The sequence below is a fragment of the Thalassospira sp. genome (assembly GCF_030690045.1).
GTDB lineage: Bacteria > Pseudomonadota > Alphaproteobacteria > Rhodospirillales > Thalassospiraceae > Thalassospira.
Genome location: NZ_JAUYHK010000014.1, coordinates 92948 through 115089 on the forward strand (window position 1 = coordinate 92948; position 22142 = coordinate 115089).

17 protein-coding genes are annotated in these 22142 nt (G+C 56.7%); 4 read left to right on the plus strand and 13 right to left on the minus strand.

The genetic code is table 11. From position 1 onward, the window contains the following. Nucleotides 1-112 precede the first annotated feature (112 nt). On the plus strand, nt 113-2137 hold the full coding sequence (locus Q8O73_RS10910) for an aminopeptidase P family protein (protein WP_305558187.1): 2025 nt from the start codon (nt 113-115) through the stop codon (nt 2135-2137). A gap of 156 nt (nt 2138-2293) precedes the next feature. Beyond that, nucleotides 2294-3346 carry an L-glyceraldehyde 3-phosphate reductase gene (mgrA, locus tag Q8O73_RS10915; RefSeq protein ID WP_305558188.1) on the plus strand — a complete coding sequence of 351 codons (1053 nt, stop codon included), beginning with the start codon at nt 2294-2296 and terminating at the stop codon, nt 3344-3346. Nucleotides 3347-3395: 49 nt separating this feature from the next. Here the strand turns inward: mgrA and Q8O73_RS10920 are convergent, their stop codons facing one another. Then, nucleotides 3396-4310, minus strand: coding sequence for a LysR family transcriptional regulator (locus Q8O73_RS10920; protein WP_305558189.1), 915 nt, complete (start codon nt 4308-4310; stop codon nt 3396-3398). 151 nt (nt 4311-4461) lie between these two features. Here Q8O73_RS10920 and Q8O73_RS10925 point away from each other — a divergent pair, with 151 nt between their 5' ends. Further along, nucleotides 4462-5478: a DMT family transporter gene (locus tag Q8O73_RS10925; protein ID WP_305558190.1), complete on the plus strand. Its 1017-nt coding sequence runs from the start codon at nt 4462-4464 to the stop codon at nt 5476-5478. Between the two features lie 221 nt (nt 5479-5699). Further along, nucleotides 5700-6950 carry a hypothetical protein gene (locus Q8O73_RS10930; RefSeq protein ID WP_305558191.1) on the plus strand — a complete coding sequence of 417 codons (1251 nt, stop codon included), beginning with the start codon at nt 5700-5702 and terminating at the stop codon, nt 6948-6950. On the opposite strand, the gene Q8O73_RS10935 is transcribed toward Q8O73_RS10930, so the two are convergent. From Q8O73_RS10935 to murG, 12 genes are all read right to left on the minus strand, one after another. Then, entirely contained in the window at nt 6932-7324 is a 393-nt protein-coding gene (locus tag Q8O73_RS10935; RefSeq protein ID WP_305558192.1) for a hypothetical protein, read from the minus strand. The two genes, Q8O73_RS10930 and Q8O73_RS10935, sit on opposite strands and share 19 nt — an antisense overlap. A 30-nt stretch (nt 7325-7354) precedes the next feature. Then, nucleotides 7355-9421 carry an NAD-dependent DNA ligase LigA gene (gene ligA / locus Q8O73_RS10940; protein WP_371135080.1) on the minus strand — a complete coding sequence of 689 codons (2067 nt, stop codon included), beginning with the start codon at nt 9419-9421 and terminating at the stop codon, nt 7355-7357. Nucleotides 9422-9464: 43 nt separating this feature from the next. Next, nucleotides 9465-11159 carry a DNA repair protein RecN gene (gene recN, locus Q8O73_RS10945; RefSeq protein ID WP_305558194.1) on the minus strand — a complete coding sequence of 565 codons (1695 nt, stop codon included), beginning with the start codon at nt 11157-11159 and terminating at the stop codon, nt 9465-9467. A 145-nt stretch (nt 11160-11304) separates the two neighbouring features. Next, complete coding sequence (locus tag Q8O73_RS10950) at nt 11305-12129, minus strand: outer membrane protein assembly factor BamD (protein WP_305558195.1); 825 nt, start codon at nt 12127-12129, stop codon at nt 11305-11307. A 177-nt stretch (nt 12130-12306) separates the two neighbouring features. Then, a complete protein-coding gene (gene lpxC, locus Q8O73_RS10955; protein ID WP_305558196.1) occupies nt 12307-13284 on the minus strand; it encodes a UDP-3-O-acyl-N-acetylglucosamine deacetylase in 978 nt (325 codons plus the stop codon). A gap of 233 nt (nt 13285-13517) precedes the next feature. Then, a complete protein-coding gene (gene ftsZ / locus Q8O73_RS10960; RefSeq protein WP_305558197.1) occupies nt 13518-15206 on the minus strand; it encodes a cell division protein FtsZ in 1689 nt (562 codons plus the stop codon). A 185-nt stretch (nt 15207-15391) separates the two neighbouring features. Next, complete coding sequence (ftsA, locus tag Q8O73_RS10965; RefSeq protein ID WP_305558198.1) at nt 15392-16642, minus strand: cell division protein FtsA; 1251 nt, start codon at nt 16640-16642, stop codon at nt 15392-15394. 151 nt (nt 16643-16793) lie between these two features. Continuing rightward, nucleotides 16794-17651, minus strand: a complete 858-nt coding sequence (locus tag Q8O73_RS10970; protein WP_305558199.1) for a cell division protein FtsQ/DivIB — start codon at nt 17649-17651, stop codon at nt 16794-16796. Further along, the gene (locus Q8O73_RS10975; RefSeq protein WP_305558200.1) at nt 17639-18553 is read right to left on the minus strand and encodes a D-alanine--D-alanine ligase; all 915 of its coding nucleotides are present in this window, start codon (nt 18551-18553) and stop codon (nt 17639-17641) included. Before Q8O73_RS10975 ends, Q8O73_RS10970 begins: the two co-directional genes overlap by 13 nt. Next, nucleotides 18550-19494, minus strand: a complete 945-nt coding sequence (gene murB / locus Q8O73_RS10980) for a UDP-N-acetylmuramate dehydrogenase (protein ID WP_305558201.1) — start codon at nt 19492-19494, stop codon at nt 18550-18552. The genes Q8O73_RS10975 and murB overlap by 4 nt, the downstream gene beginning before the upstream one ends. Beyond that, nucleotides 19494-20903, minus strand: coding sequence for a UDP-N-acetylmuramate--L-alanine ligase (gene murC, locus Q8O73_RS10985; protein WP_305558202.1), 1410 nt, complete (start codon nt 20901-20903; stop codon nt 19494-19496). Before murC ends, murB begins: the two co-directional genes overlap by 1 nt. After that, nucleotides 20900-22102 carry an undecaprenyldiphospho-muramoylpentapeptide beta-N-acetylglucosaminyltransferase gene (gene murG, locus Q8O73_RS10990; RefSeq protein ID WP_305558203.1) on the minus strand — a complete coding sequence of 401 codons (1203 nt, stop codon included), beginning with the start codon at nt 22100-22102 and terminating at the stop codon, nt 20900-20902. The genes murC and murG overlap by 4 nt, the downstream gene beginning before the upstream one ends. Between the last annotated feature and the right edge of the window lie 40 nt (nt 22103-22142).

The window sequence follows — 22142 nt, forward strand, 5'->3', positions numbered from 1 at the left end:
AACGCTGATCGCGGGTTTGATTTCCGGCAGGATGGATTGTATACAATAAGCAAAATCCCTTAGGCGTCCGCCCGATCCCGGCGGGCTGGCAGGCAGCAATATGAGGACCTATATGACCTATTCGGGCGAAGCACATCTTGCCGGTTTGCTGAAACGCGACCGCGTAAACCGGGACGTGACCGGCGTTATCGATCTGATCGACGGTATTCTTGCCAGTGCCGACGGCACCAGCCGGACCGACTGGTTTGATCTGCTGGGCACCGATGTCAGCGATGAATTGAAGGTGGAATTACTGGCTGCGCGTGCGGAACGCGCCCCGTCTTTCTGGCAGGCCAAAGACCATTTCAATGCTCAAGACCGGCTTTCGCGTTTGCGGGCCTATCTGGCGGCCAAGGGAATCGAGGGATTTGTCATTCCGCGTGCCGATGAACATCAGGGTGAATATGTTCCGGCCCGCGCCGAACGTCTGGCATGGCTGACCGGCTTTACCGGCTCGGCGGGGGCGGCGGTGGTGATGCAAAATGCCGCCGCGATTTTTGTCGATGGCCGCTATACCATTCAGGTCCGCCAACAGGTGGATCGTGATTTGTATGAATACCGCCATCTGGTCGATGAACCGCCGGTTGGCTGGATTCATGATCATCTGAAGCCCGGACAGAAACTGGCCTATGATCCGTGGGTCCATACGGTCAAACAGGCAACGCAATTGCGCGAAGCCTGCGAGGGAGTGGGGGCGGAACTGGTGGCGATTGACCCCAATCCGATTGATGCCCTGTGGGATCATCAACCCGCCATGCCCGTTGCCCCGGTCCGCCCGCAGGCGATGGCCCATGCCGGGAAATCCAGCCATGACAAACGCATGCAAATCGCCCGGAGTCTGAGCACGCTGGAATGCGAAGCAGCGATTATTTCGGCCCCGGACAGTCTGGCGTGGTTGCTTAATATTCGCGGTGGTGATGTGCCGCAAACGCCGCTGGCGCTGGGCTATGCCATTATTTTTGGCGACGGGTCGGTGGATGTATTTATGGATGAACGCAAATTCCCCGAAGAAAGCAAAAATTGGCTGCGGGGGGATGCCAATCTGCGCCATCCCGGTGAACTGACTGCTGCGCTGCGTGCCCTTGGCAATATATCGGTGCGGCTGGATGATGCGACGGGGGCGGACTGGTTCCGGTTGCAATTGCTTGATGCCGGCGCGACGGTCCGGGTCGGGCGCGATCCGGTTGCCTTGCCCAAGGCCTGCAAGAACGAGGTGGAACTGGAAGGATCGCGCCGCGCCCATTGCCGAGATGGTCAGAAAATCATCCGTTATTTTGCCTGGCTGGAAAATGCGGTGGCACAGGGTGATCTTGATGAAGAAGGGGCGGCGGCAAAATTGTTGGCCTTGCGCGCCGAAGACCCGCTGTTTCGCGGCAGCAGTTTTACCACCATTCCCGGCAGCGGCCCCAATGGGGCATTGTGCCATTATCGTTGTACCCCGGAAACCAATCGCAAACTGCAACCCGGCGAGATTTTCCTGATTGATTCCGGCGGGCAATATCTGGACGGCACCACCGATATCACCCGCACCACCATCGTCGGCACACCGTCCGATGAACACCGGGACCGCTTCACGCGGGTTTTGAAAGGGCATATTGCGTTGGCGCGGGCGATTTTCCCGGTCGGCACCACCGGTCAGCAGCTTGACACCATCGCGCGTGCGCCCCTGTGGGCGGCGGGGCTGGATTATGATCATGGCACCGGGCACGGGGTTGGCAGTTATCTGGGCGTTCACGAAGGACCGGCGCGGATTTCCAAGGCGGCCAATACCATCGCCCTGAAACCGGGCATGATCCTGTCGAACGAACCGGGATACTACAAGGAAGGCGAATATGGCATCCGCATTGAAAACCTGATGGCGGTAACCGAAATCAAGGCCCCGTCCGGTGCGGATCGCCCGATGCTGGGTTTTGAAACCCTGACCTTTTCCCCGATTGAACGCCGCCTGATTGATGTGGCGTTGCTGGAAGATGACGAATTGAAATGGCTGAATGATTATCATGCCCAAGTCTATGGCATGTATGCCGATGATCTGGACGAAGATCATCGTTTGTGGCTGCAAAAGGCGACGGCCCCGCTATGTCGTCCGACAGCCTGACCATACAGCATTCCCTTCAAAGGCCATCCGGATATCGGGTGGCCTTTTTGATTTCGGCGCTGACAGCAGGGCAATTGATGGCGTATCAATAGAATATTGGATCGATTCAATTCCGGGCGGATGATCGGGGATTTTTAAAAATATCAGGAGGAAAAAATGGCATCGTTGCAAGAAGGCTGGTTGCCGGACGCGGCACGGTACGAAACAGCATCCTATAACCGGTGTGGGCGCAGCGGGTTGAAACTGCCGCCGATCACCCTTGGCTTGTGGCAGAATTTTGGCGGGATTGATCCGTTTGAAAATCAGCGTGCCATGGTGCGCCGTGCCTTTGACTGCGGGGTGACGCATTTTGATCTTGCCAATAATTATGGCCCGCCCGCCGGATCGTCCGAGGAAAATTTTGGGGTGATCCTGCAAAAGGATTTCCGCGCCCATCGCGATGAACTGGTGATTTCGACCAAGGCCGGTTATCGCATGTGGCCCGGTCCTTATGGGGAATGGGGATCGCGCAAATATCTGATTTCCAGTCTGGATCAAAGCCTGAAACGGATGGGGATCGATTATGTCGATATTTTCTATTCGCACCGGGTCGATCCGGAAACGCCGTTGGCCGAAACCATGGGGGCCCTTGATCAGGTGGTGCGTCAGGGCAAGGCATTATATGTCGGCCTGTCGTCCTATTCCCCGGAAATGACCCGAAAGGCGCAGGCAATCCTGAAAGACCTTGGCACGCCCTGCATCATTCATCAGCCGTCCTATTCGATGCTTAATCGCTGGGTCGAGGATGGATTGCTGGAAACGCTGGGTGAGCTCGGCATGGGATGTATTGCCTTTTCGCCGCTGGCACAGGGATTGTTGACCAGCAAATATCTGAACGGGGTGCCCGATCAGGCACGCGCCGCCCGTGCGCCGTCTTTCCGCCCGGAAATGCTGAGTGATGAAAATCTGGCACGGGTGAAAAAGCTGAACGATATCGCGCAGCAGCGCGGGCAAAGTCTGGCGCAAATGGCGATTGCCTGGGTGTTGCGACGCCCGGAAATCACATCGGCGCTGATTGGGGCGCGGACGGTGGAACAGCTTGATGACAGCCTTGATGCGTTGAAAAATCTGTCATTTTCACTCGATGAACTGACCGAAATCGACAAATACGCCACCGATGGCGGTTTGAATATCTGGCGGCAATCCTCGAATGCCGATGCAGAAGTCTGATCGTTGATCCCGGATATTGATCCCGGCGCGATGTTTTGCGCCGGGATTTTCAGTTTTGCCTTTTATCGGCCATCGGCAAGGTTCCGGCCAGTTCGCGCAAGGTGTTGATCACCGCCTGCGCCCCGGCGCTAAGCGGGCGTTCCTGCAACCATGACAGCATTACCTTGCGCGACATTTGCGGATTGATGATGCGCCGTGCCTTGAGCCGCCCGGTTGACAGGTCCGAGACCAGCGAACTGCGCGGCAAAACCGTATGGCCCAGTCCGCGATGAACCAGATCAACCAGAACCCGCAACGCATCGGCTTCTACCACCGGGATCAGGGGGCGACCGGCGCGAAAGGCGGCTTCCTGCATTTTGGCCCTCAGGCCGTGTTTGGGGGTTGGCATGATCAGGGGCAGGCCAAGAACATCTTCAAAATCGATATCAAAGGCATTTTCCGGCACCAGCGAAGGATGCGAAATCAGAAACAGATCCTCGCGCCAGAGCGGTTCGGCATGCAGGCTGCGCGAAATCATGCCATCATGCAAAACCCCGACATCAATCCGCCCCGATAGCAGGCCTTCCTGAACATCGCCGGTCAGATCCTCGGCAATGGACAGGCGCAAATCGGGGTATCGTTCTCGCACGGTTTCCACCAGAATCCCGGTAATGACGATGCCCGCACTGGGCGGAAGGCCGATATTGACATGGCCTGTCACCTGATCGCGCCGTTCGCTCAGATCGGCCTCAAGCCTTGCCAGATCGCCCAGAATGGCACGGGCGCGTTCCGCCAGCATCCGCCCGGCTTCGGTCAGTTTGACCCCGCGCCCGGTGCGTTCGAGCAATTGGGTATCGAGCGTTTCTTCGAGCAGGCCCAACTGGCGGCTGAGGGCGGGTTGCGACAGGTTCAGGCGTTCTGCGGCGCGTGACAGACTGCCAAGTTCGGCGATATGCACGAAACTGCGAAGCTGCTTGATATCCATGGGGCGGGTTTCCGTTACGTTTCCGGGACGTGTTTTTATGTGGGGTTAATGATATCAAATAAACTGATAACTGCTAGCATTTAATTGTAATTGATTAATGTCTGATGCGGGCTAGGATTGAGGGATAAAGAGAGATCGGAACCCGCCCGCCATGACATCTGTAAAACCATCCGGATCGGCCCTGACGCTGGTGCTGCTTGCCACGGCGGCCCTTGCCATGAAGGGGTTGCTGGCGAAATATGTTTATGCCACCGGCATGACGGTGGATGGCTTGTTGCTGTTGCGGTTTTTGATCGCCATGCCGTTTTTCTGGATCGGCGTTTACCTGTTTGGCAAACACCGGCCCGGCGACCGCAAAATGCAAAAGCAGGATATCGGTTGGGGCCTGTTGTATGGCGGGCTGTTTTTTGCTGCTTCGCTGTGCGATTTTACCGCCGTATCGATCATTGATGTCACGGTATCGCGCATTGTGCTGTTTACCTTTCCGGCGATTGTTTTGTTGCTGGAATGTCTGCATCGCTGGCGATTTCCACCGATGCGACAACTGGCCTGTTTTGGTGTGACCTATATCGGGCTGGTTCTGGTCGTGGCACCGGACGGCATCGGGGCGGTGGCCGATAATGTTTGGGTCGGGGCGTTGTGGGCGTTTGGCTCGGCACTGACCTATGCGGCGTATCTTTATTACGGGCAACGCATGATCACGGTGATTGGTTCGATGCATTTTGCTGCCTTGGTCAATACCATGGCCGGGGCGTGGATGATTGGCTATGAACTGGTGGTCACACGCCCGATGGGCTTTACTGTCGAAGGCATTTTGTGGACTGCGGGCATTTCCATTTTTTGCACGGTCATTCCGTTTTTCCTGCTGTATGAAGGCATTCGGCGGATTGGCGCAACGCAGGCTTCGCTGATTTCGCTTTCCGGCCCGGCCCTGACCTTTTTTGCCGCATGGGTGTTGTTGGGTGAGGTGTTAAGCCTGCCGCAAATCATCGGTTTTGCCTTTGTCACCGCCGGGGTGGCCTTGTTGAAAAACGGTCTGACACTGGCGGGGATGGGGCGGCTTTTGGCCCACCCATTGCGCTGGATGCCATCGGCAAAACCGGCGCAGAACGACATCGGCATCAAGGAAACGGACGATGAACCTTCGGGCGCAGAAGTTCGGCGATAACGAGTTTGCGTTTTACCGGGAAGCAATAAGTCGTCGTTTTTATTTATTGTAATTGATGATTGTCATAACTGTAAGATCAGTTGATTCACATCAAACATAAGCAATCAATAAATTATATATACATTGGTCTGGTGATTGGAAGGTCTTGAAATTGACTTTCCGGCATCCGTAACTGGCTGTCGGTCGGTGAAGGTTGAGGCGATTTCCGAAAGGGCCTGACCATGAACAGGGTGATCCAGCAACAACTGATCGATGGCCTTGTGCGCGAAGGATTGCAAAAGCCGGGATACAGTTCGGTCGTACTTGATTTTTCCGGGATTCCGGCGACGCGCAGCCGGATCGTGTTTCAGGCCTTTATCCGGTTTTTGGAAGAACGCAGCCTGACAAATCGCAGTTTGCAGGCCAGACGACTGGGCGGGCATACGGTGTCATTGGTCTTTGCCAATGATCAGTGTGACCGGATGTTGGCCTTGGTTGAGCAGATCAATTATTTTCTGATGTCGCGTCGCTATGGCAGTCTGGTCAGTCGCCTGTTTGATCTTGAACATCAGGTGCCCGAATTCGCCAAATGTTGCGTTGGATATCTTGGTCATATGCCCGGTGCCGGGCAGGCGGCGGATGATGTCGCGGATTTCCATCAGGATGCCCCGTCCGATCTGGCCCAGTTGGGACAATTGATCGAACTTGAACGGATTGTCGGGCAGGCCGACATGTCGATGCATGTGCGGTTGCAAACCATCTGGAACCTTGAAAAAAATACCGCACCATCGGTTTTTGGCGAGGAAATGTGGGTTTCGATCGCCGCGATGGAACAGATCACCGGCAAGGCGATTTTGCAGGATGCGTGGATGTTTGCGCGTTTTACCGAATTGCTCGACAGCCGGGTTTTGTCGCATATCACCAAGGAACGCAGCACCCCGCACGGGCGACGCTTTTTAAATCTTAACCCGGTGGGGGTGGTCGGCCCGAATTTTCAACGCATGCTGGACACCTTGCCGATGGAACAGGTGCGCCAGATGACGGTTGAAATTGCCCTGCCGATGTGGCGCAGTAATCTGTCGGTTTGTCGGGGCATCCGGGCGCGGCTTGATCATTACGGAATCAGCATGGCGCTGGACGGGATTCCCGTTTCCGAACTGGCGGAACTGAGTGAGGAAGAACGGACGTTAGTCGCGTTTCTGAAGGTGAATGCAACACCCGTTGCCGATCTGGAAGCCGGACTGGCGGCCTTGCCGACCGGTGTTGCCGGGCGAATTATTTTATGTCGTTGTGAAACAACCGATCAGATCGCCGCCGGAATCCGGCACGGGATAAGGTATTTTCAGGGATACGGTCTGTTAAAATTTCTGGACCGGATTGAGGATGTCGAGGCCATCCTGGGTCGCGAAGCCGCAGGCAATGTTGCCGGTGCTTTGGTGCGTGGCAAACCTTCGCGTGCGGTGCGCCGGGGGCGTCAGAACAAATCACTGTAACGGATTTCGCCCAGTTGCGCGAAAACGATTTTCCAGTGGCTGTCATGTCGCAGCAGGGCAAAGGAATAATCGCAATCAAAAATCAGATTATTGTCGCGGTTGCCAAACCGGAATGATACCAGCGCGCGGGCGCCACCGGGCAGGGCGGATTGTTGATCGGTCAGCATGGCCTTGCTCATGGCAAGGTCGGCGTTTTTCAGTTCGGCGAAAAACGGGATGTGATATTGGCGCAGGGCGTCAGCATCGGCAATGGCATGGACCCCGCCCAGATCGTTGATCAGACAGGGGAAATGGAAAAATTCTTCCATCAAGGTCGGGTCAAATCGCAAATAGGCATCGGCATAGCGGTGAAAAAAGCTGCTGAGGTCTTCCATTTTTCTATCCTTTTTCCCGCAATGCGGATGTTATGGGGCAATCAGATCAAGCCAGCCCTGTTCATCAAGAACAGTCACGCCCAGTTCTTCTGCCTTCTTTAATTTGGAACCCGCACCCGGTCCTGCAACCAGGTAATCGGTTTTTGCCGAAATGGAACCGGCAACCTTGGCGCCCAATTGTTCGGCTTTGACCTTGGCCTCGTTGCGCGAAAACAGGTCCAGTTTGCCGGTAAAGACCACGGTTTTGCCGGTTACCGGGCTTTCAACCGTGACCGGGGGGCTGACATCTTCGATGATCAGCACCGATTGCAAATCATCCAGAACATCCCGGTTATGATCCTCGGCCATGAATTCGATCAGGTCGTGGGCCACGCCCGGTCCGATCTGGTCAATATTGATCAAATCGCGCAGGGCTTCTCCATCCGGATTGCGGGCATCAAGGATCGCCTGCCGCCATTGTGCCAGCGACCCGTAATGCCGTGCCAGCAATCTGGCCGTGGCCTGCCCGATCTGCCGGATGCCAAGCGCATAGATAAACCGGTCCAGCGGGATGGTGCGCCGTTCATTGATACTGGCAAACAGGTTTTCGGCGGATTTCGGACCCCAACCTTCAAGTTTGACCAGTTCATCGCTATGTGAGTCTTCCAGTCTGAAAATATCGGCGGGCGATGTGACCCAGCCCAGATCAAAAAATGCCTCGATATGTTTGCCGCCCATGCCTTCGATGTCAAAGGCGTTGCGCGAGACAAAATGTTTCAGACGTTCCACCGCCTGCGCCGGGCAAATCAGGCCGCCAGAACAGCGCGTGACGACCTCGCCTTCTTCGCGTATGGCGTGGCTGCCGCATTTCGGGCAGGTATCGGGAAACTGATAGGGGACGGAATCCGCAGGACGTTCTTCAGGGATGAAATCCAGAATTTGCGGGATCACATCCCCGGCGCGCTGCACTGTGACCAGATCGCCGATCCGCACGCCCAGCCGTTCAATTTCATCGCGGTTATGCAAGGTGGCGTTTGACACCACAACACCGCCGACCGTGACCGGTTCCAGACGGGCGACCGGGGTCAGGGCGCCGGTGCGACCCACCTGGATTTCAATTGCCAGCAGGCGGGTTTTTGCCTGTTCTGCCGGGAATTTATGGGCAATCGCCCAGCGTGGTGACCGGCTGACAAAGCCAAGGCGCAATTGCAGTTCAAAATGATTGACCTTATAGACAATGCCGTCGATATCGTAATCCAGATCTGCGCGTTGATTGGCCATTTCGTCATAGAACGCCATGATGTCATCGGCGGTGTGCAAAAGGGTGGTATGCGGATTGGTGACAAAGCCCCAGCCGCCAATTTTGGTAATGAAATCCCAATGGGTTTCGGCAAGGCTTTCGGATAATTCACCGAAACTGTAGGCAAAAAACCGCAAGGGGCGTTTGGCGCTGATGGCCGGGTCCAGTTGCCGCAACGATCCCGCCGCTGCGTTACGCGGATTGGCAAATGTCTTGCCGCCGGTTTCTGCCTGGGTCTGGTTCAGGCGCTGAAAATCGGACCGTGCCATATAGACTTCGCCGCGCACTTCCAGAATATCGGGGGCATCGTCGGACAAATGTTTGGGGATGTCGGCAATATGGGCAACATTGGCGGTGACGTCTTCGCCTTCGGTGCCATCACCACGGGTGGCGGCACTGACCAGAACGCGGTTTTCATACCGCAGTGACAGGGACAGGCCGTCGATTTTCGGTTCGCCCACCAGATCAACCGGCGAGGATGCCCCGATATTCAGAAACCGGCGAATACGGGCTAGAAAATCGACAATATCCTCGCGCGAGAAGGCATTGGCCAACGACAGCATGGGGCGGGCATGTTTGATTTTGGCAAAGCCATCGGCCGGGGCCGCGCCGACATTCTGGGTCGGGCTGTTTTTCTTCAAGGTCGGGTAACGCGCCTCAAGCTCGATCAGGCGATTGAACAGGGCATCATATTGCGCATCGGGAACCAGAGGTTCATCCTGAATATAATAAGCTTCGTTATAGCGAAGAATGCGCTCAGAGATGTCGGCATGTTGCTGACGTGCCTCGGTCCCGGTGGCAGGCATGTCAGGAACCAGAGAAGTAGGGGGCGCGGTTTCGGCGTTCATTTCCGGGTATCCGTTACGATGATGCGGCAAGACCTTGCGCACCGGCGCGGTCCAGAAGGCTGTCAGCGGCGGCGCGGGCTTCGGCGGTGATGCTGTGACCGGCCAGCATACGGGCGATTTCCTCGCGCCGTTCGCCATCGACCAGTTCATTAACGGTGGTAATCATCGCGCCATTGGTTTCGCGCTTGGCGATGTTGAAATGGGTGCGACCACGGGCGGCGACCTGTGGGCTGTGGGTGATCACCAAAATCTGTCGTTCTTCGGCCAGACGATGCAGGCGTTCGCCAATAGCGGCGGCGGTGGCACCGCCAACACCACTGTCAACCTCGTCAAAAACCATGCTGGGGACGGCAGAAACCCGCGCCAACACAACCTTGAGCGCCAGAAGAAACCGGGACAATTCACCGCCCGATGCGATTTTATTGAGCGCGCCGGGCGGGCTGCCGGGATTGGTGGCAACGGTGAATTGCACGCGATCAATGCCTTCCACACCCCATTCCGGTTCTTCCAGAAGAAGGATATCGGTGACAAAGCGGGCCTTTTCCATACGCAGAGGCGGCAATTCGGCATTGATCGCGGTATCAAGACTGCGGGCGGCATTTTTGCGGGCGGCATGCAGTTTTTCGGCTGCCGCGACATAGGTGGCGCGTTGTTGGTGAACGGCGGCCTTGAGGCGGTCCAGTTCCTTTTCCCCAAATTCAAGCTGGGTGATCTGGCCGCGAAAATCTTTCATCAACGGATTCAGGCCATCGACCGGCACATTATATTTGCGTGCCGCCGCCCGCAGGGCAAACAGCCGTTCCTCGACGCTTTCCTGATGGCCCGGATCCAGATTGAGGTCGGCCTGGGCGCGGGCAATCGCCCGTCCGGCTTCTTCCAGTTCAATGGCGGCACGGTCCAGCGCCTCGATGATCGGTTCAAACCGGCCTTCGGCTTTCTGGACTTCACGTTCCAGATGGCGCTGCGCAGATCGCAACGCACTTTCGGCACCCTTGCCACGTGACAATTCACTTTCGGCATCGGTCAGGGCGGCAATCAGTTTTTCGCCATGCATCAAAAATTGGCGTTCTTCGGCAAGGCGTTGTTCTTCGCCTTCTTCAGGGCCGAGCTTTTCCAATTCGTCCACCGCATGGCGCAGCCATTCTTCTTCCTTGCGGGCCTTGTCGATACGGGCCTGTGTGGTTGCCAGTTCCTTTTCGGTCGCCCGCCAGTTGCGCCAGCATTCGCGGACATTCAGGGCCGAAGCTGCCAGATTGCCATGCGAATCAAGGGTGGCGCGGTGGGTGGACGGATCAAGCAGGCCGTGCTGATCGAACTGCCCCTGAATTTCAACGCACAAATTGCCAATATCGCGCAGAAGCCCGACCGATACCGGTTGATCATTAATATAGGCGCGGGACCGACCATCGGCGGTGATAATACGACGCACCACCAGTTCATCGTCAGTGGTGTCGATATCCTGTTCGCGCAACAGGGTAAAGGCCGGGTGCCCGGGCGGCAGGCCAAAGGCCGCCGATACACTTGCCTTGTCACAACCATGACGGACAAGGCCGCTATCGGCGCGGGTGCCGAGCGCCAGGCCAAGGGAATCGAGAAGGATGGATTTACCGGCCCCGGTTTCCCCGGTCAGCACACTTAACCCGTCGCGGAAATCAAGATCCAGCCGGTCGATCAGGACAACATTTCGGATGCTGAGGCGTCGAAGCATGGCGGGGCACTGATGTTGTTAAAACAGGTCGCGCGAAAGCAAGTCTGAAGCAGGCATGTCAGGCCCTTCACATATCACTGATCTGGCAATCTGTCACTGTCCGGACGGATTACCAATGAATGCGGGCAGGGTAAGTTTGTAATAATCAGAACAGGTTGGTCAACGGTTTGGTCGCGGTATGCCACCATGAATCGTCTTCGCGTGCGGCGGGTTCATTACCCAGCAACATGTCATAGGAATCCTGATACCATTCACTGCCGGGGAAGTTGTGACCCAGAACAGATGCCGTGCGTTGTGCCTCGCCTTCCAGACCCAGTGCCAGATAGGATTCGGTCAGACGTGCCAGCGCCTCGGGAACGTGGGTGGTGGTCTGGTGATTGTCCAGAACCGATTTGAACCGGTTGATCGCCGCCAGATATTCGCCGCGTTTCTGATAATAACGGCCGACACTCATTTCCTTGCCGGCAAGGTGGTCAACGGTCAGGTCTTTTTTCAGTTTGGCATCGCGGGCATATTGGCTTTCGGGGAAGCGACGGATGACATCGTCAAGCGCCTGCATGGCGTTTTGCGTCATCGCCTGATCGCGGCCAACATCGGATATTTGTTCGTAATAGCACAATGCCTTGAGATAATAGGCATAGGCGGCATCGGCATTGGCCGGATGCAGGGAAATAAACCGGTCAATCGTTGAAATCGCGTCGTCGTATTTATTGTCTTGATAATAGGAATAGGCGGCCATCAATTGCGATTTGGTTGCCCAGACCGAATAGGGATGCTGGCGTTCCACCTCGTCAAAGGCGGCGGAGGCCTTGACATAATCCTTGGCGTTCAGCAAATCCTGCGCACTGTTATACAGTTCGGAAACCGGGCGTTCAACATAGGCCGGTTCTTCCTTGCCTGCACAGGCGGCAAGCAACAGGGTCAGGCCGCAGATTGCGATCACTTTTTTCGGGGTAGCCGAACGAAGCACAGGGGCGTTCCTTGGATTTGTGGCGCAGAAGGACGAATTTCACGGGGACTATATCATGCGATCAGGGGGAGGGGGCAAGTAGTTGTGTTGCTCCAATTCGGCTTTTATCATCATATCGGCGCAAATAAAAACAGGCGGCCTTGAAAGACCGCCTGTTTTTAAAAGAAATAATGTTTTTCAGGCTGTGGCAAGAACCGGGGTGCTAGCCGGTTCGGGGCGGACAGCACGGCTGCTGCGCATCGGGATGAAACGCCATGCGTCTTCGTCGGCAAACATTTTCTGCAACAGCATGTTATTGAGCATATGGCCCGATTTATAGGCCGTTACCTTGCCCTGCAACTGATGCCCGGCAGTATAGAGATCGCCCAGCGCATCAAGAATTTTGTGACGGACGAATTCATCTTCGTAACGAAGGCCTTCTTCGTTCATCACTTCGTCGCCCGACAGGACAACGGCATTGTCCAGCGACCCGCCAAGGGCAAGACCGGCAGCGCGCATGGCTTCGACTTCGTGCAAAAAGCCGAAAGTCCGGGCACGGGCCAGATTATTGACAAAAATGCCATCGCCAAAACTGACGTCAAGGCGCTGGTTGGCAATTGCCTTGCTGGCAAATTCAATTTCAAAATCAATATGGAAACCGTTCGCCGGTTCAACAGCAACGCGGCAACCGTTATGTTCGATTTCAACCGGTTTGAGAACCTCGATTACCATGCGCGGGGCGTCAAGTTCTTCGACGCCAACACAATCGATCAGGAAGGTAAAGGGGGCGGAACTGCCATCCATCACCGGGATTTCGTCGGCATCAATGTCGATCAGGGCATTGTCGATGCGCTGCCCGGCAAGGGCGGCCATCAGATGTTCAATCGTGCCGATCTTGATGCCGGTGGCGGCATCGCCGATGCAGGTGCATAAACGGGTATCGACCACCCGGTCGAACCGGGCCGGGATCAATGGCGCACCGGCAAGGTCAACACGGCGAAACACAATGCCATGATCAGCCGGGGCCGGATGCAGGGTGATCTGGATTTTATGGCCGGAATGAAGACCAACACCGGCACAGCCAATTGAGGACTTCAGGGTGCGCTGGCGGATGACAGATTGATCTGTGGCGCGCGCATCGCCAAAAGCGGTGCTGATATCAGCAATGTTATTCACGTTAACCCCCAAAGGCTTTCAGTTGGGAAGACCGGTTAAAACGGTGAAATACCGTCATTTGTTATGCTGACACCCTAACCGGGACGTCGCAAGGCGGCAAATCACTCTTTGTTACGCTTTGTAACTGATTAAATATGCATATAAATCAATTTATTATGCAGATTTTCTGGCGATTTACCTATTAAAAAAGGGGAAAGGCAAAAGCCTTTCCCCTTATGCGCGGAGAATTGCGGTCAGTTGGCCTGACGTCGCAAGAAAGCAGGGATTTCCAGAAGGTCATCGGCAGCGGACGAGGTTTTCGCCCGGACCGTGGGGTCGGCCTTCAGTTGCGGGGATGGTTCGGTGTCCAGACCCAGTTCGGTTTGACGCGGTGCCGGTGCCTGCGGCTGCGGGGCGGCCTGACGCGGGGCATCATAATGCGGGTCACCGGCGGGCGAGGACCCCTTGCCAAACAGGCTGCGGATGCCATTGCTGAAACGCGGGCGCACGGCATTCTGGGCATCGGCGGCCTCGAAAACATCGGGGCCGGGGGCTTCGGCATCGCTTGGACGGGCAGCACGCGGCGGGATGAACTGCATATCGGCGCTGTCATCGGTGCGGTGCGTTGCTGTCTGTGCCGGACGAGGGGCCGGGCGTGGTGCCGGACGGGTTTTCAGAACCGTCTGGCCCAGTTCGATTGAACCGGTTTCAGTCGTGTCGGCAGCCGGATTGGCAAGGCCGGGCTGCTGGGCATGGCCGGTAGCGGCAAAACGTTCAGCCGGGATTTCATCGACCGACCCGCCCCCCTGATATCCCTCATCGGCAAAACCGCCCTGCTGTGCCGGAGCACTGGCAGCCGGTGGCGTTGCGCCATACTGACCTAGCGAGGGAGTGGCCGGTTGTGCGGTGGCGGCTTTGCCACCGGCAAGACCGGTCAGGGGAATGGTGGTCGGTTTCGGACGGCGGACTTCTTCGGCGTCAATGCCGGTTGCCACGACGGAAACGCGCAGCGCACCTTCAATATTCGGATCGAAAGTCGAACCGAAAATGATGTTGGCTTCGGGATCGACTTCTTCGCGGATGCGGTTGGCGGCTTCGTCAACTTCATACAGCGCCATGTCCATGCCGCCGGTGATGTTGATCAGAACGGCGCGTGCACCCTTCATCGAGGCATCTTCGAGCAACGGATTGGCAATAGCGGCTTCGGCGGCCTCAAGGGCGCGTTTTTCGCCGGTAGCTTCGCCTGTGCCCATCATCGCCTTGCCCATTTCGCTCATGACGGTGCGAATATCGGCAAAGTCAAGATTGACCAGACCCGGCACCATCATCAGATCGGTGATCGACCGCACGCCATTGCGCAACACATCGTCGGCCATCTGAAAGGCATCTGCGAAGGTAGTTTTTTCATTTGCAACCCGGAACAAATTCTGGTTCGGGATAATGATCAGGGTATCAACATATTGTTGAAGTTGTTCGATCCCCTGCTCGGCGGTGCGCATACGGCGCGTGCCTTCAAAATGAAACGGCTTGGTTACGACGCCAACGGTCAGAATCCCGGCTTCCTTGGCGGCGCGTGCGATCACCGGGGCGGCCCCGGTGCCGGTTCCGCCACCCATGCCTGCGGTGATGAACACCATGTGGCTGCCTTCAAGCTGGGCCAGAATTTCTTCCATCGATTCTTCGGCGGCCGCACTGCCGGCATCCGGACGGGCGCCTGCGCCAAGACCCTGCGTGATCTTGCGGCCAAGCTGCAATTTCCGCGAGGCTCTGGTCTGGATCAGGGCCTGTGAGTCGGTATTGGCGACGACGAAATCACATCCTTCAAGTTCGGATGCGATCATGTTGTTGACGGCGTTCCCACCGGCGCCACCGACGCCAATGACCGTAATTTTTGGTTTTAAATTCTCTTCCGTTTCCGGAACAGAAAAATTGATTGTGCTCATGTTTGCTCTTCCTTCTCCGCGCTTAGAGCTTCGGGATTGTCACAACCTTCCCCAAGTCGTGACAAGACCCTGACATTCGTTTTAGCTGGCAAAGGGTTATTGCCGTATTAATGCTTGGCCCGCAGATGCGATATTTTTAATGATTCCGGAAAAAACAGCGTTAAAGGGTGCTAAAAACACCTGTTTCAGAAATTTTCCTTTAGCCACGCTCCCAAACGGCCCCACCGTCCGCCGGACTGGCGAATATGGTGCATGGCTTCGCTGAGCGGATCGTTTTGATGTTCAACCGACCGCAATAACAAGCCGACACAGGCCGAAAAGGCCGGACCACCGGTGGCTTCGGCAAGGCCGGATACCCCGTGAGGGCGGGCAATCACGGCGGATCGTTCAAACATCTGTCCGGCCAGATCGCCAATGGCGTTTAACTGGCTGGCCCCGCCGGTCAGAACGATGCTGCGCCCGCTGATTTGTGCCAGACCATGTTCTTCAAGTTGATCGCGGATCAATTCAAATGTTTCTTCAAGGCGTGGCTTGATGATGTTGATCAGCATGGAACGCGGTACATGATTGACGTTGTTTTCGTCTTCATCGCCAATCACCGGAACCGCAAGGATTTCCTGATCGTCGGATGGCGATGTCAGGGCGCTGCCATGCAGGGTTTTCATCCGTTCGGCGTGCGACAGCGAGGTGTTCAGCCCATAGGCAATATCGCGGGTGACATGTGCCCCGCCAACCGGCAGGGTCGCGGTATAAATCACTTGTCCGCCGTAAAAAACCGCGACGCTGGTGGTGCCCGCTCCCATATCGATCACGGTGGCACCCAGTTCGCGCTGATCCGGGGTCAGGGCGGCAAGACCCGATGCCAACGGGGTGACCACGGTTTCCTCAATCGACAGATGACAGCGCGCCAGCAGGGTTTCAAGATTGCGCAGGGCGGCAATCTGGGTGCGGACGAAATGCAGGTCAAGACCGACCACCGATCCATACATGCCACGCGGATCTTGTAGGCCTTGCGCATCGTCAACCCGGAAACCCAGCGGCACGGTATGGATCAATTCGTCGCCTGCCTGACGCAGCAGGGCTTCTTTGTGGTCATTCAGTTTGCGGATTTCAAGATTACCAATCGGGCGGGACCCCAGGGCAACTTCAACCGTATGGGTTTCCGACACCGGGCGGCCGCCCGACAGATTGACGATGACAGAATCAATGGTTTGCCCCGCCATTTTCTCAGCCGCATTTACCGCGGCAAGAACAACTTCCTGTGCGGCGTCAAGATTTGCGATGGAACCACTTTGCAGGCCCTTGGACATATTATGGCCGATGCCGATTATCTTCGGCTGTCCGGCCTTGTCAGGGCGCGCAATAAAACAACAGACCTTGGATGTTCCAATATCCAGGGCCGCGATCAATCCTGATCTCGTTTTGCTGCGTGCCAATTGTTTGCTCGGTCATTATTGCTGTTATGCCGGTTTTCGGCCACAAGCGGTTGCAAATTGGTTAAGGGGCCCGGATATAATACTTTAATATACAGGAACGTTTTGCAAAACGGCATGGGCAAATGGCAGGTTGCCCGCCGCCGGGGCAAGATTAGACAGCGCCTTCTTTTTTCGGATTGCGGCGATTTTCGGCGGCATCAGGCGTCAGACGGACAAAAGTCCGGTCGGGCAGACGCAAATCGACAATCAAGACATCGCGCGATAACAGGTCATTTTCCTGATCCAGCTGATCCAGCCGCGCCCAGGCCTTTTTGATATCGTTTTCGGGCAGACGGATAAACATGCCGTTCGCCATCTGGATGTTCCAGCGCCGTTCACCAATGCGTTGTGCGCCTGTCACCTGTTCAAACAGGCGCGGCACGGATGAAAGGGCATCGATCATTTCGGCGGCATGTTGCGGTGCATCTTCGCCGACCAGAACCGGCAGATTCAGATAATCGCCCAGTGCGTAATCCTGTAATTGGGCACCGTCACTATCAATCAGGACATGACCGTCATCGCGTTGCCACAGGGCAAGGGGGCGGCGTTCCTCGATCTCGACAATAATGGTATGGGGCAGGCGGCGTTCGACCAGCGCCTTGCGCACCCATGATAATTGTTCGATACGTTCGCGGGCGGCAACAACGTCAAAGGTGACAATCGGCGATCCGGGTTTCTGGCCGATGGCCGCCAGAAGGGCATCGGGGTCGGTTTTATGACGGCCCGAAACCTCGATATTTTCGACAACCATTCCGGCTTTGACCGACAGGTCGATCAGTTCGGCATGGGCAATTTCCATCCATTGCGCCGTTTTGCCGCTATTGATCAGGGCAATCGGGCCCAGAACGCCAATTGCAATCAGGCTGGTCCACCAGCAAAACCGGGCGACGCGCCGCAATGTGGCGGTGGTTCCGGTCTGGCTTTTGACCTTTTCGCTGCGTTCGCGGGCCTGTTCGGCTATCGTTCGCATGAGGCGTCCTCGACCATCCATGCGACAATATCGGCAAAGCTCATGCCTTCGTGACGGGCAGCATCAGGCACCAGTGATGTCGGTGTCAGGCCCGGCTGGGTGTTCATTTCCAGAATGACAACTCGGTCATGAAGCGGGTCATAGCGGAAATCGGCCCGGGCAACGCCCTTGCATCCCAGCGCCCGATAGGCCTGTTCGGCAAATTGTTTCAGGCGGATGCTCAGGGGTTCGGGGATGTTGGCGGGGATGATGTGTTCCGATCCACCGGCGACATATTTCGACTGATAATCATAAAAGGCATGATTGCCGGTCATGATTTCGATGATTTCCATCGCCTTACCATCGCGGATACCGATCGTCATCTCGCGACCGGGGATATATTCTTCCTGCATCACGCCATCGCCATGAACCCAGTCCCGTGCCAGCATGTTCTGTTCTTCTTCGGCGGTCAGGATGATTTCAACGCCTACCGATGATCCTTCGTTATTGGGTTTCAGGACATAGGGTGGCGGCAAGGCATGGCCATTGGCGATATCGTCCCGCGATACCCAGACATGGCGGGCACAGGGAATGTCATATTCGGCAAACATCGCCTTGGCGGCCATTTTATCCATGGCAATGGCGGATGCCCGCACCCCGGAATGGGTATAGGGAATGCCAAGGATTTCCAGCAATCCCTGTACTACCCCATCCTCGCCCCAACGGCCATGCAGGGCGTTGAACACTACATCGGGTTTCGGGGTCAGCGATGCCAGTTGGGCGGGCAGGTCGCGGGTGGCATCAATAGCCGTCACCTCATACCCCTTTTCGCGCAGGGCCTTGATGACTTCGCGGCCCGAAGACAACGAAACGTCGCGTTCCGCCGACCAGCCGCCATAAATGACAGCGACATGTTTGTTCATGCGTCTTTCCCCACGATAGAATGGCCCAGCCGTTCACCAATCCGCCGGATTTCCCAGCGCAGATCGATCCCGGACCGGGTTTTGACCCGCTTGCGGACTTCCTCGCCCAGTTCTTCAAGGTCAAGGGCGCTGGCGGTTCCCAGATTGATCATAAAATTACAATGTTGTTCCGACATTTGCGCCCCGCCAATGGTCAGGCCCCGGCACCCGGCGGCATCAATGACTTCCCATGCCCGTTCCGGCAGAGGATTGGCAAAGGTTGACCCGCCGGTGCGCGATTTGACCGGTTGCGATCCGGTGCGGGCATCGGCAATATCGGCCATGCGTTTGGCAATATCGGCGGGATGATCGGGCGTGCCGCGCAAGATGGCGGATGTGAAAATCCAGTCTGCGGGCAGGCCGCAATGGCGATAGGACAGATCCATTTGATCGATTGTGACGCTGTGCAGGTTACCCTTGCCGTCAACAGCATCGGCCCGGATCAGAACATCCTTGATTTCGCGGCCATAGGCCCCGGCATTCATTCGGATTGCCCCGCCAATTGTGCCGGGAATGCCCGACAGGAATTCCAGCCCGGCCAGCCCGGCCTGTTGGGCAATTTGTGCGACATTCAAATCCAGTGCTCCGGCCCCGACATGGATTTCATCATTGGTGATCGTGATATCGGTAAAGGGACGCCCCAGCCGGATGACCACCCCGCGAATGCCGCCATCGCGTACCAGAAGGTTCGATCCGACACCAATCACCGTTATCGGAATATCGGCATCCCGGTTTTTCAGGAAATGCGCCAGATCGGCGGCATCATCCGGGCGAAACATCACATCCGCCGGGCCGCCAACCTGAAACCATGTGACCTTTGCCAGCGACGCACCTTCGCGCAACTTGCCACGCACCTTGGGCAGGCGGTCGATCAACGGGGTATGATGGCCGGGCGTGCTCATCAGGATTTCAGGGCCTCCAGTTCGGCGGGCAGGGCATTGGCCCAGGCGCTGATCGAACCTGCCCCCAGACATACCACCAGATCGCCTTGTGTGGCGGTGTCGCGCACCAGTCCGGCCAGTTGTTCCGGGCCATCAAGGGCGATGACCTGCCGGTGGCCGCGATTGCGCAATCCTTCGATCAGGCTGTCGCGATTGGCATCGTCAATCGGGGTTTCCCCGGCGGCATAGACATCGGCGACAATCACGGTATCGGCATCGTTAAAGCAGGTACAGAATTCCTCGAACAGGTCATGCAGGCGTGAATAGCGGTGCGGCTGGACCACGGCAATGACATTGTTTCGGGTTGCCTTGCGGGCGGCCTTCAGAACGGCGCGGATTTCAACCGGATGATGCCCGTAATCATCAATGATGGTGACACCGTCAACCTCGCCGGTTTTGGTAAAGCGGCGCTTGACACCGGTAAAACCGTCAAAGGCCGATACGATTTTATCATCGGCAATGCCCAGTTCCAGTGCTACGGTAATCGCGGCCAACGAGTTCGACACATTGTGATCCCCGACCATCGGCAGACGCACATCGCGGATCACCCGTTCGGCACCGTCAATTCGGTCGCGGATGATAACGTCAAAGGTGCTTTGCCCGATATCGGTGCGGACATTGACGGCCCGCACATCGGCCTGCGGGGAAAAGCCAAAGGTGAAAATGCGGCGATCCGTTACCTTGCCAATCAGGGCCTGGACTTCGGGATGGTCAATGCACAAAACGGCAAAGCCATAAAACGGGATGTTCTGGACAAAGTTTTTGAAGGCTTCGCGCAACTGGTCGAAATTTTTCCAGTGATCAAGATGTTCGGGGTCGATATTGGTCACAACCGAAATGGTCGAGGGCACCTTGACGAAGGTGCCATCAGACTCATCGGCCTCCACCACCATCCAGTCGCCATCGCCAAGGCGTGCATTGGTGCCATAGGAATTGATGATGCCGCCATTGATGACGGTCGGATCAAGGCCTGCGGCATCCAGCATGGTGGCAATCAGGGATGTTGTTGTGGTTTTGCCGTGCGTGCCGCCGACCGCGATGGCGGCTTTGAGGCGCATCAGTTCGGCCAGCATTTCCGACCGGCGGACAACCGGCACCAGATTGGCGCGTGCGGCGATGACTTCGGGGTTGTCGGGTTTGACGGCGGTTGAGATCACCACTACCTTGGCGTCGGTGACATTGGCCGCATCATGGCCGATAAAAACCCGGATGCCCAGATTGCGCAGACGGCTGACATTGGCGTTGTCGGAAATATCCGATCCTTGCACCGCATAGCCCAGATTATGCAGAATTTCGGCAATGCCGGACATGCCGATGCCGCCAATCCCGACAAAATGGATATTCCCGATGCCAAGTGGCAGGCTGTTCATACTGTATCTCCGTGGACGTCTTTTTTTGCAGGGGACGGTTCCGGTTGTCCGGCCGGGTCCAGTCCCAATAATCCCAAAACCATATCGGCCAGACGTTCGGCGGCATTCGGCTTTGCACTGATCCGCGCGGCTTCTGCGGCGCGGATCAGGGTCGCCGGATTGCCCAGCAACTGCGTCAGGCGGTCGCATAATATTTCAACCGTGAAACGGTCCTGTGGCAACAGCCACGCTGCCCCATCGGCCTCAAGCTGTTCGGCGTTATAGCGTTGATGATCGTCAATGGCATTTGGCAAGGGTACCAGCAGGGCCGGGCGACCGGCCGCCGTCAGTTCTGCCACCGTTGACGCCCCGGCACGCGCAATGACCAGATGGCATTGCCGCAGGCGGTCGGGGATATCGTCGAAAAAAGGCCGTAACGTGACATCAATGCCCGATCCGGCATATTTTTGTGTGACGGCTTCGATGTCTTCGGCGCGGGCCTGTTGCGAGACATGCAGCCGGGCACGCAGGGCGTCGGGCAGGGCGATCAGGGCATCGGGCAGAATTTCAGACAGAATGCGCGCACCCTGACTGCCGCCGGTTATCAAAATACGGATCGGACCATCAATGGTCGGGGTGTCATAGGGGGCGGTATTCAGGGCTGCAATTTCGCTGCGAACCGGGTTCCCGGTCCAGACGATTTTGGCCCGGTCGGTATCGGCCAGCATGCGGACATTGGCAAAGGATGTGGCAATGCGCTGTGCTGCACCGGCCATCACCCGGTTGGCCCGGCCCAGAACGGCATTTTGTTCATGCAGTGCCAATGGAATGCCCAGCCATTTCGCTGACAAGGTTGCCGGGATCGAGGCATAACCGCCAAAGCCGATCACCGCAGCCGGGCGGATTTTGGCAAGGTGGCGGCGGGCCTGCATCGTGCCAAGGCCCAGTTTGATCAGGCCGCTGATCCTGCCCCGAATGCCTTTTCCGGCCAGTCCCCCGGCGGGCAGGATGATAGTGCGGACCCCCTCCACACCATCGGTATAGCGTGCGGCGCGTTCATCGGTGAAAAATATCACATCGGCCCCGCGCCGAACCAGTGCGCGGGCCAGCGATACCGCCGGAAACATATGGCCGCCCGTCCCGCCCGATGTCAGGGCAATGCACAGACCGGTCAGCGGTTTTTCAGCAACGGAAAAATCGGGGGATACCATATTGGACATAGAACCTGCGCACGATAGGATGAAGGGCTGTGAAAATAAA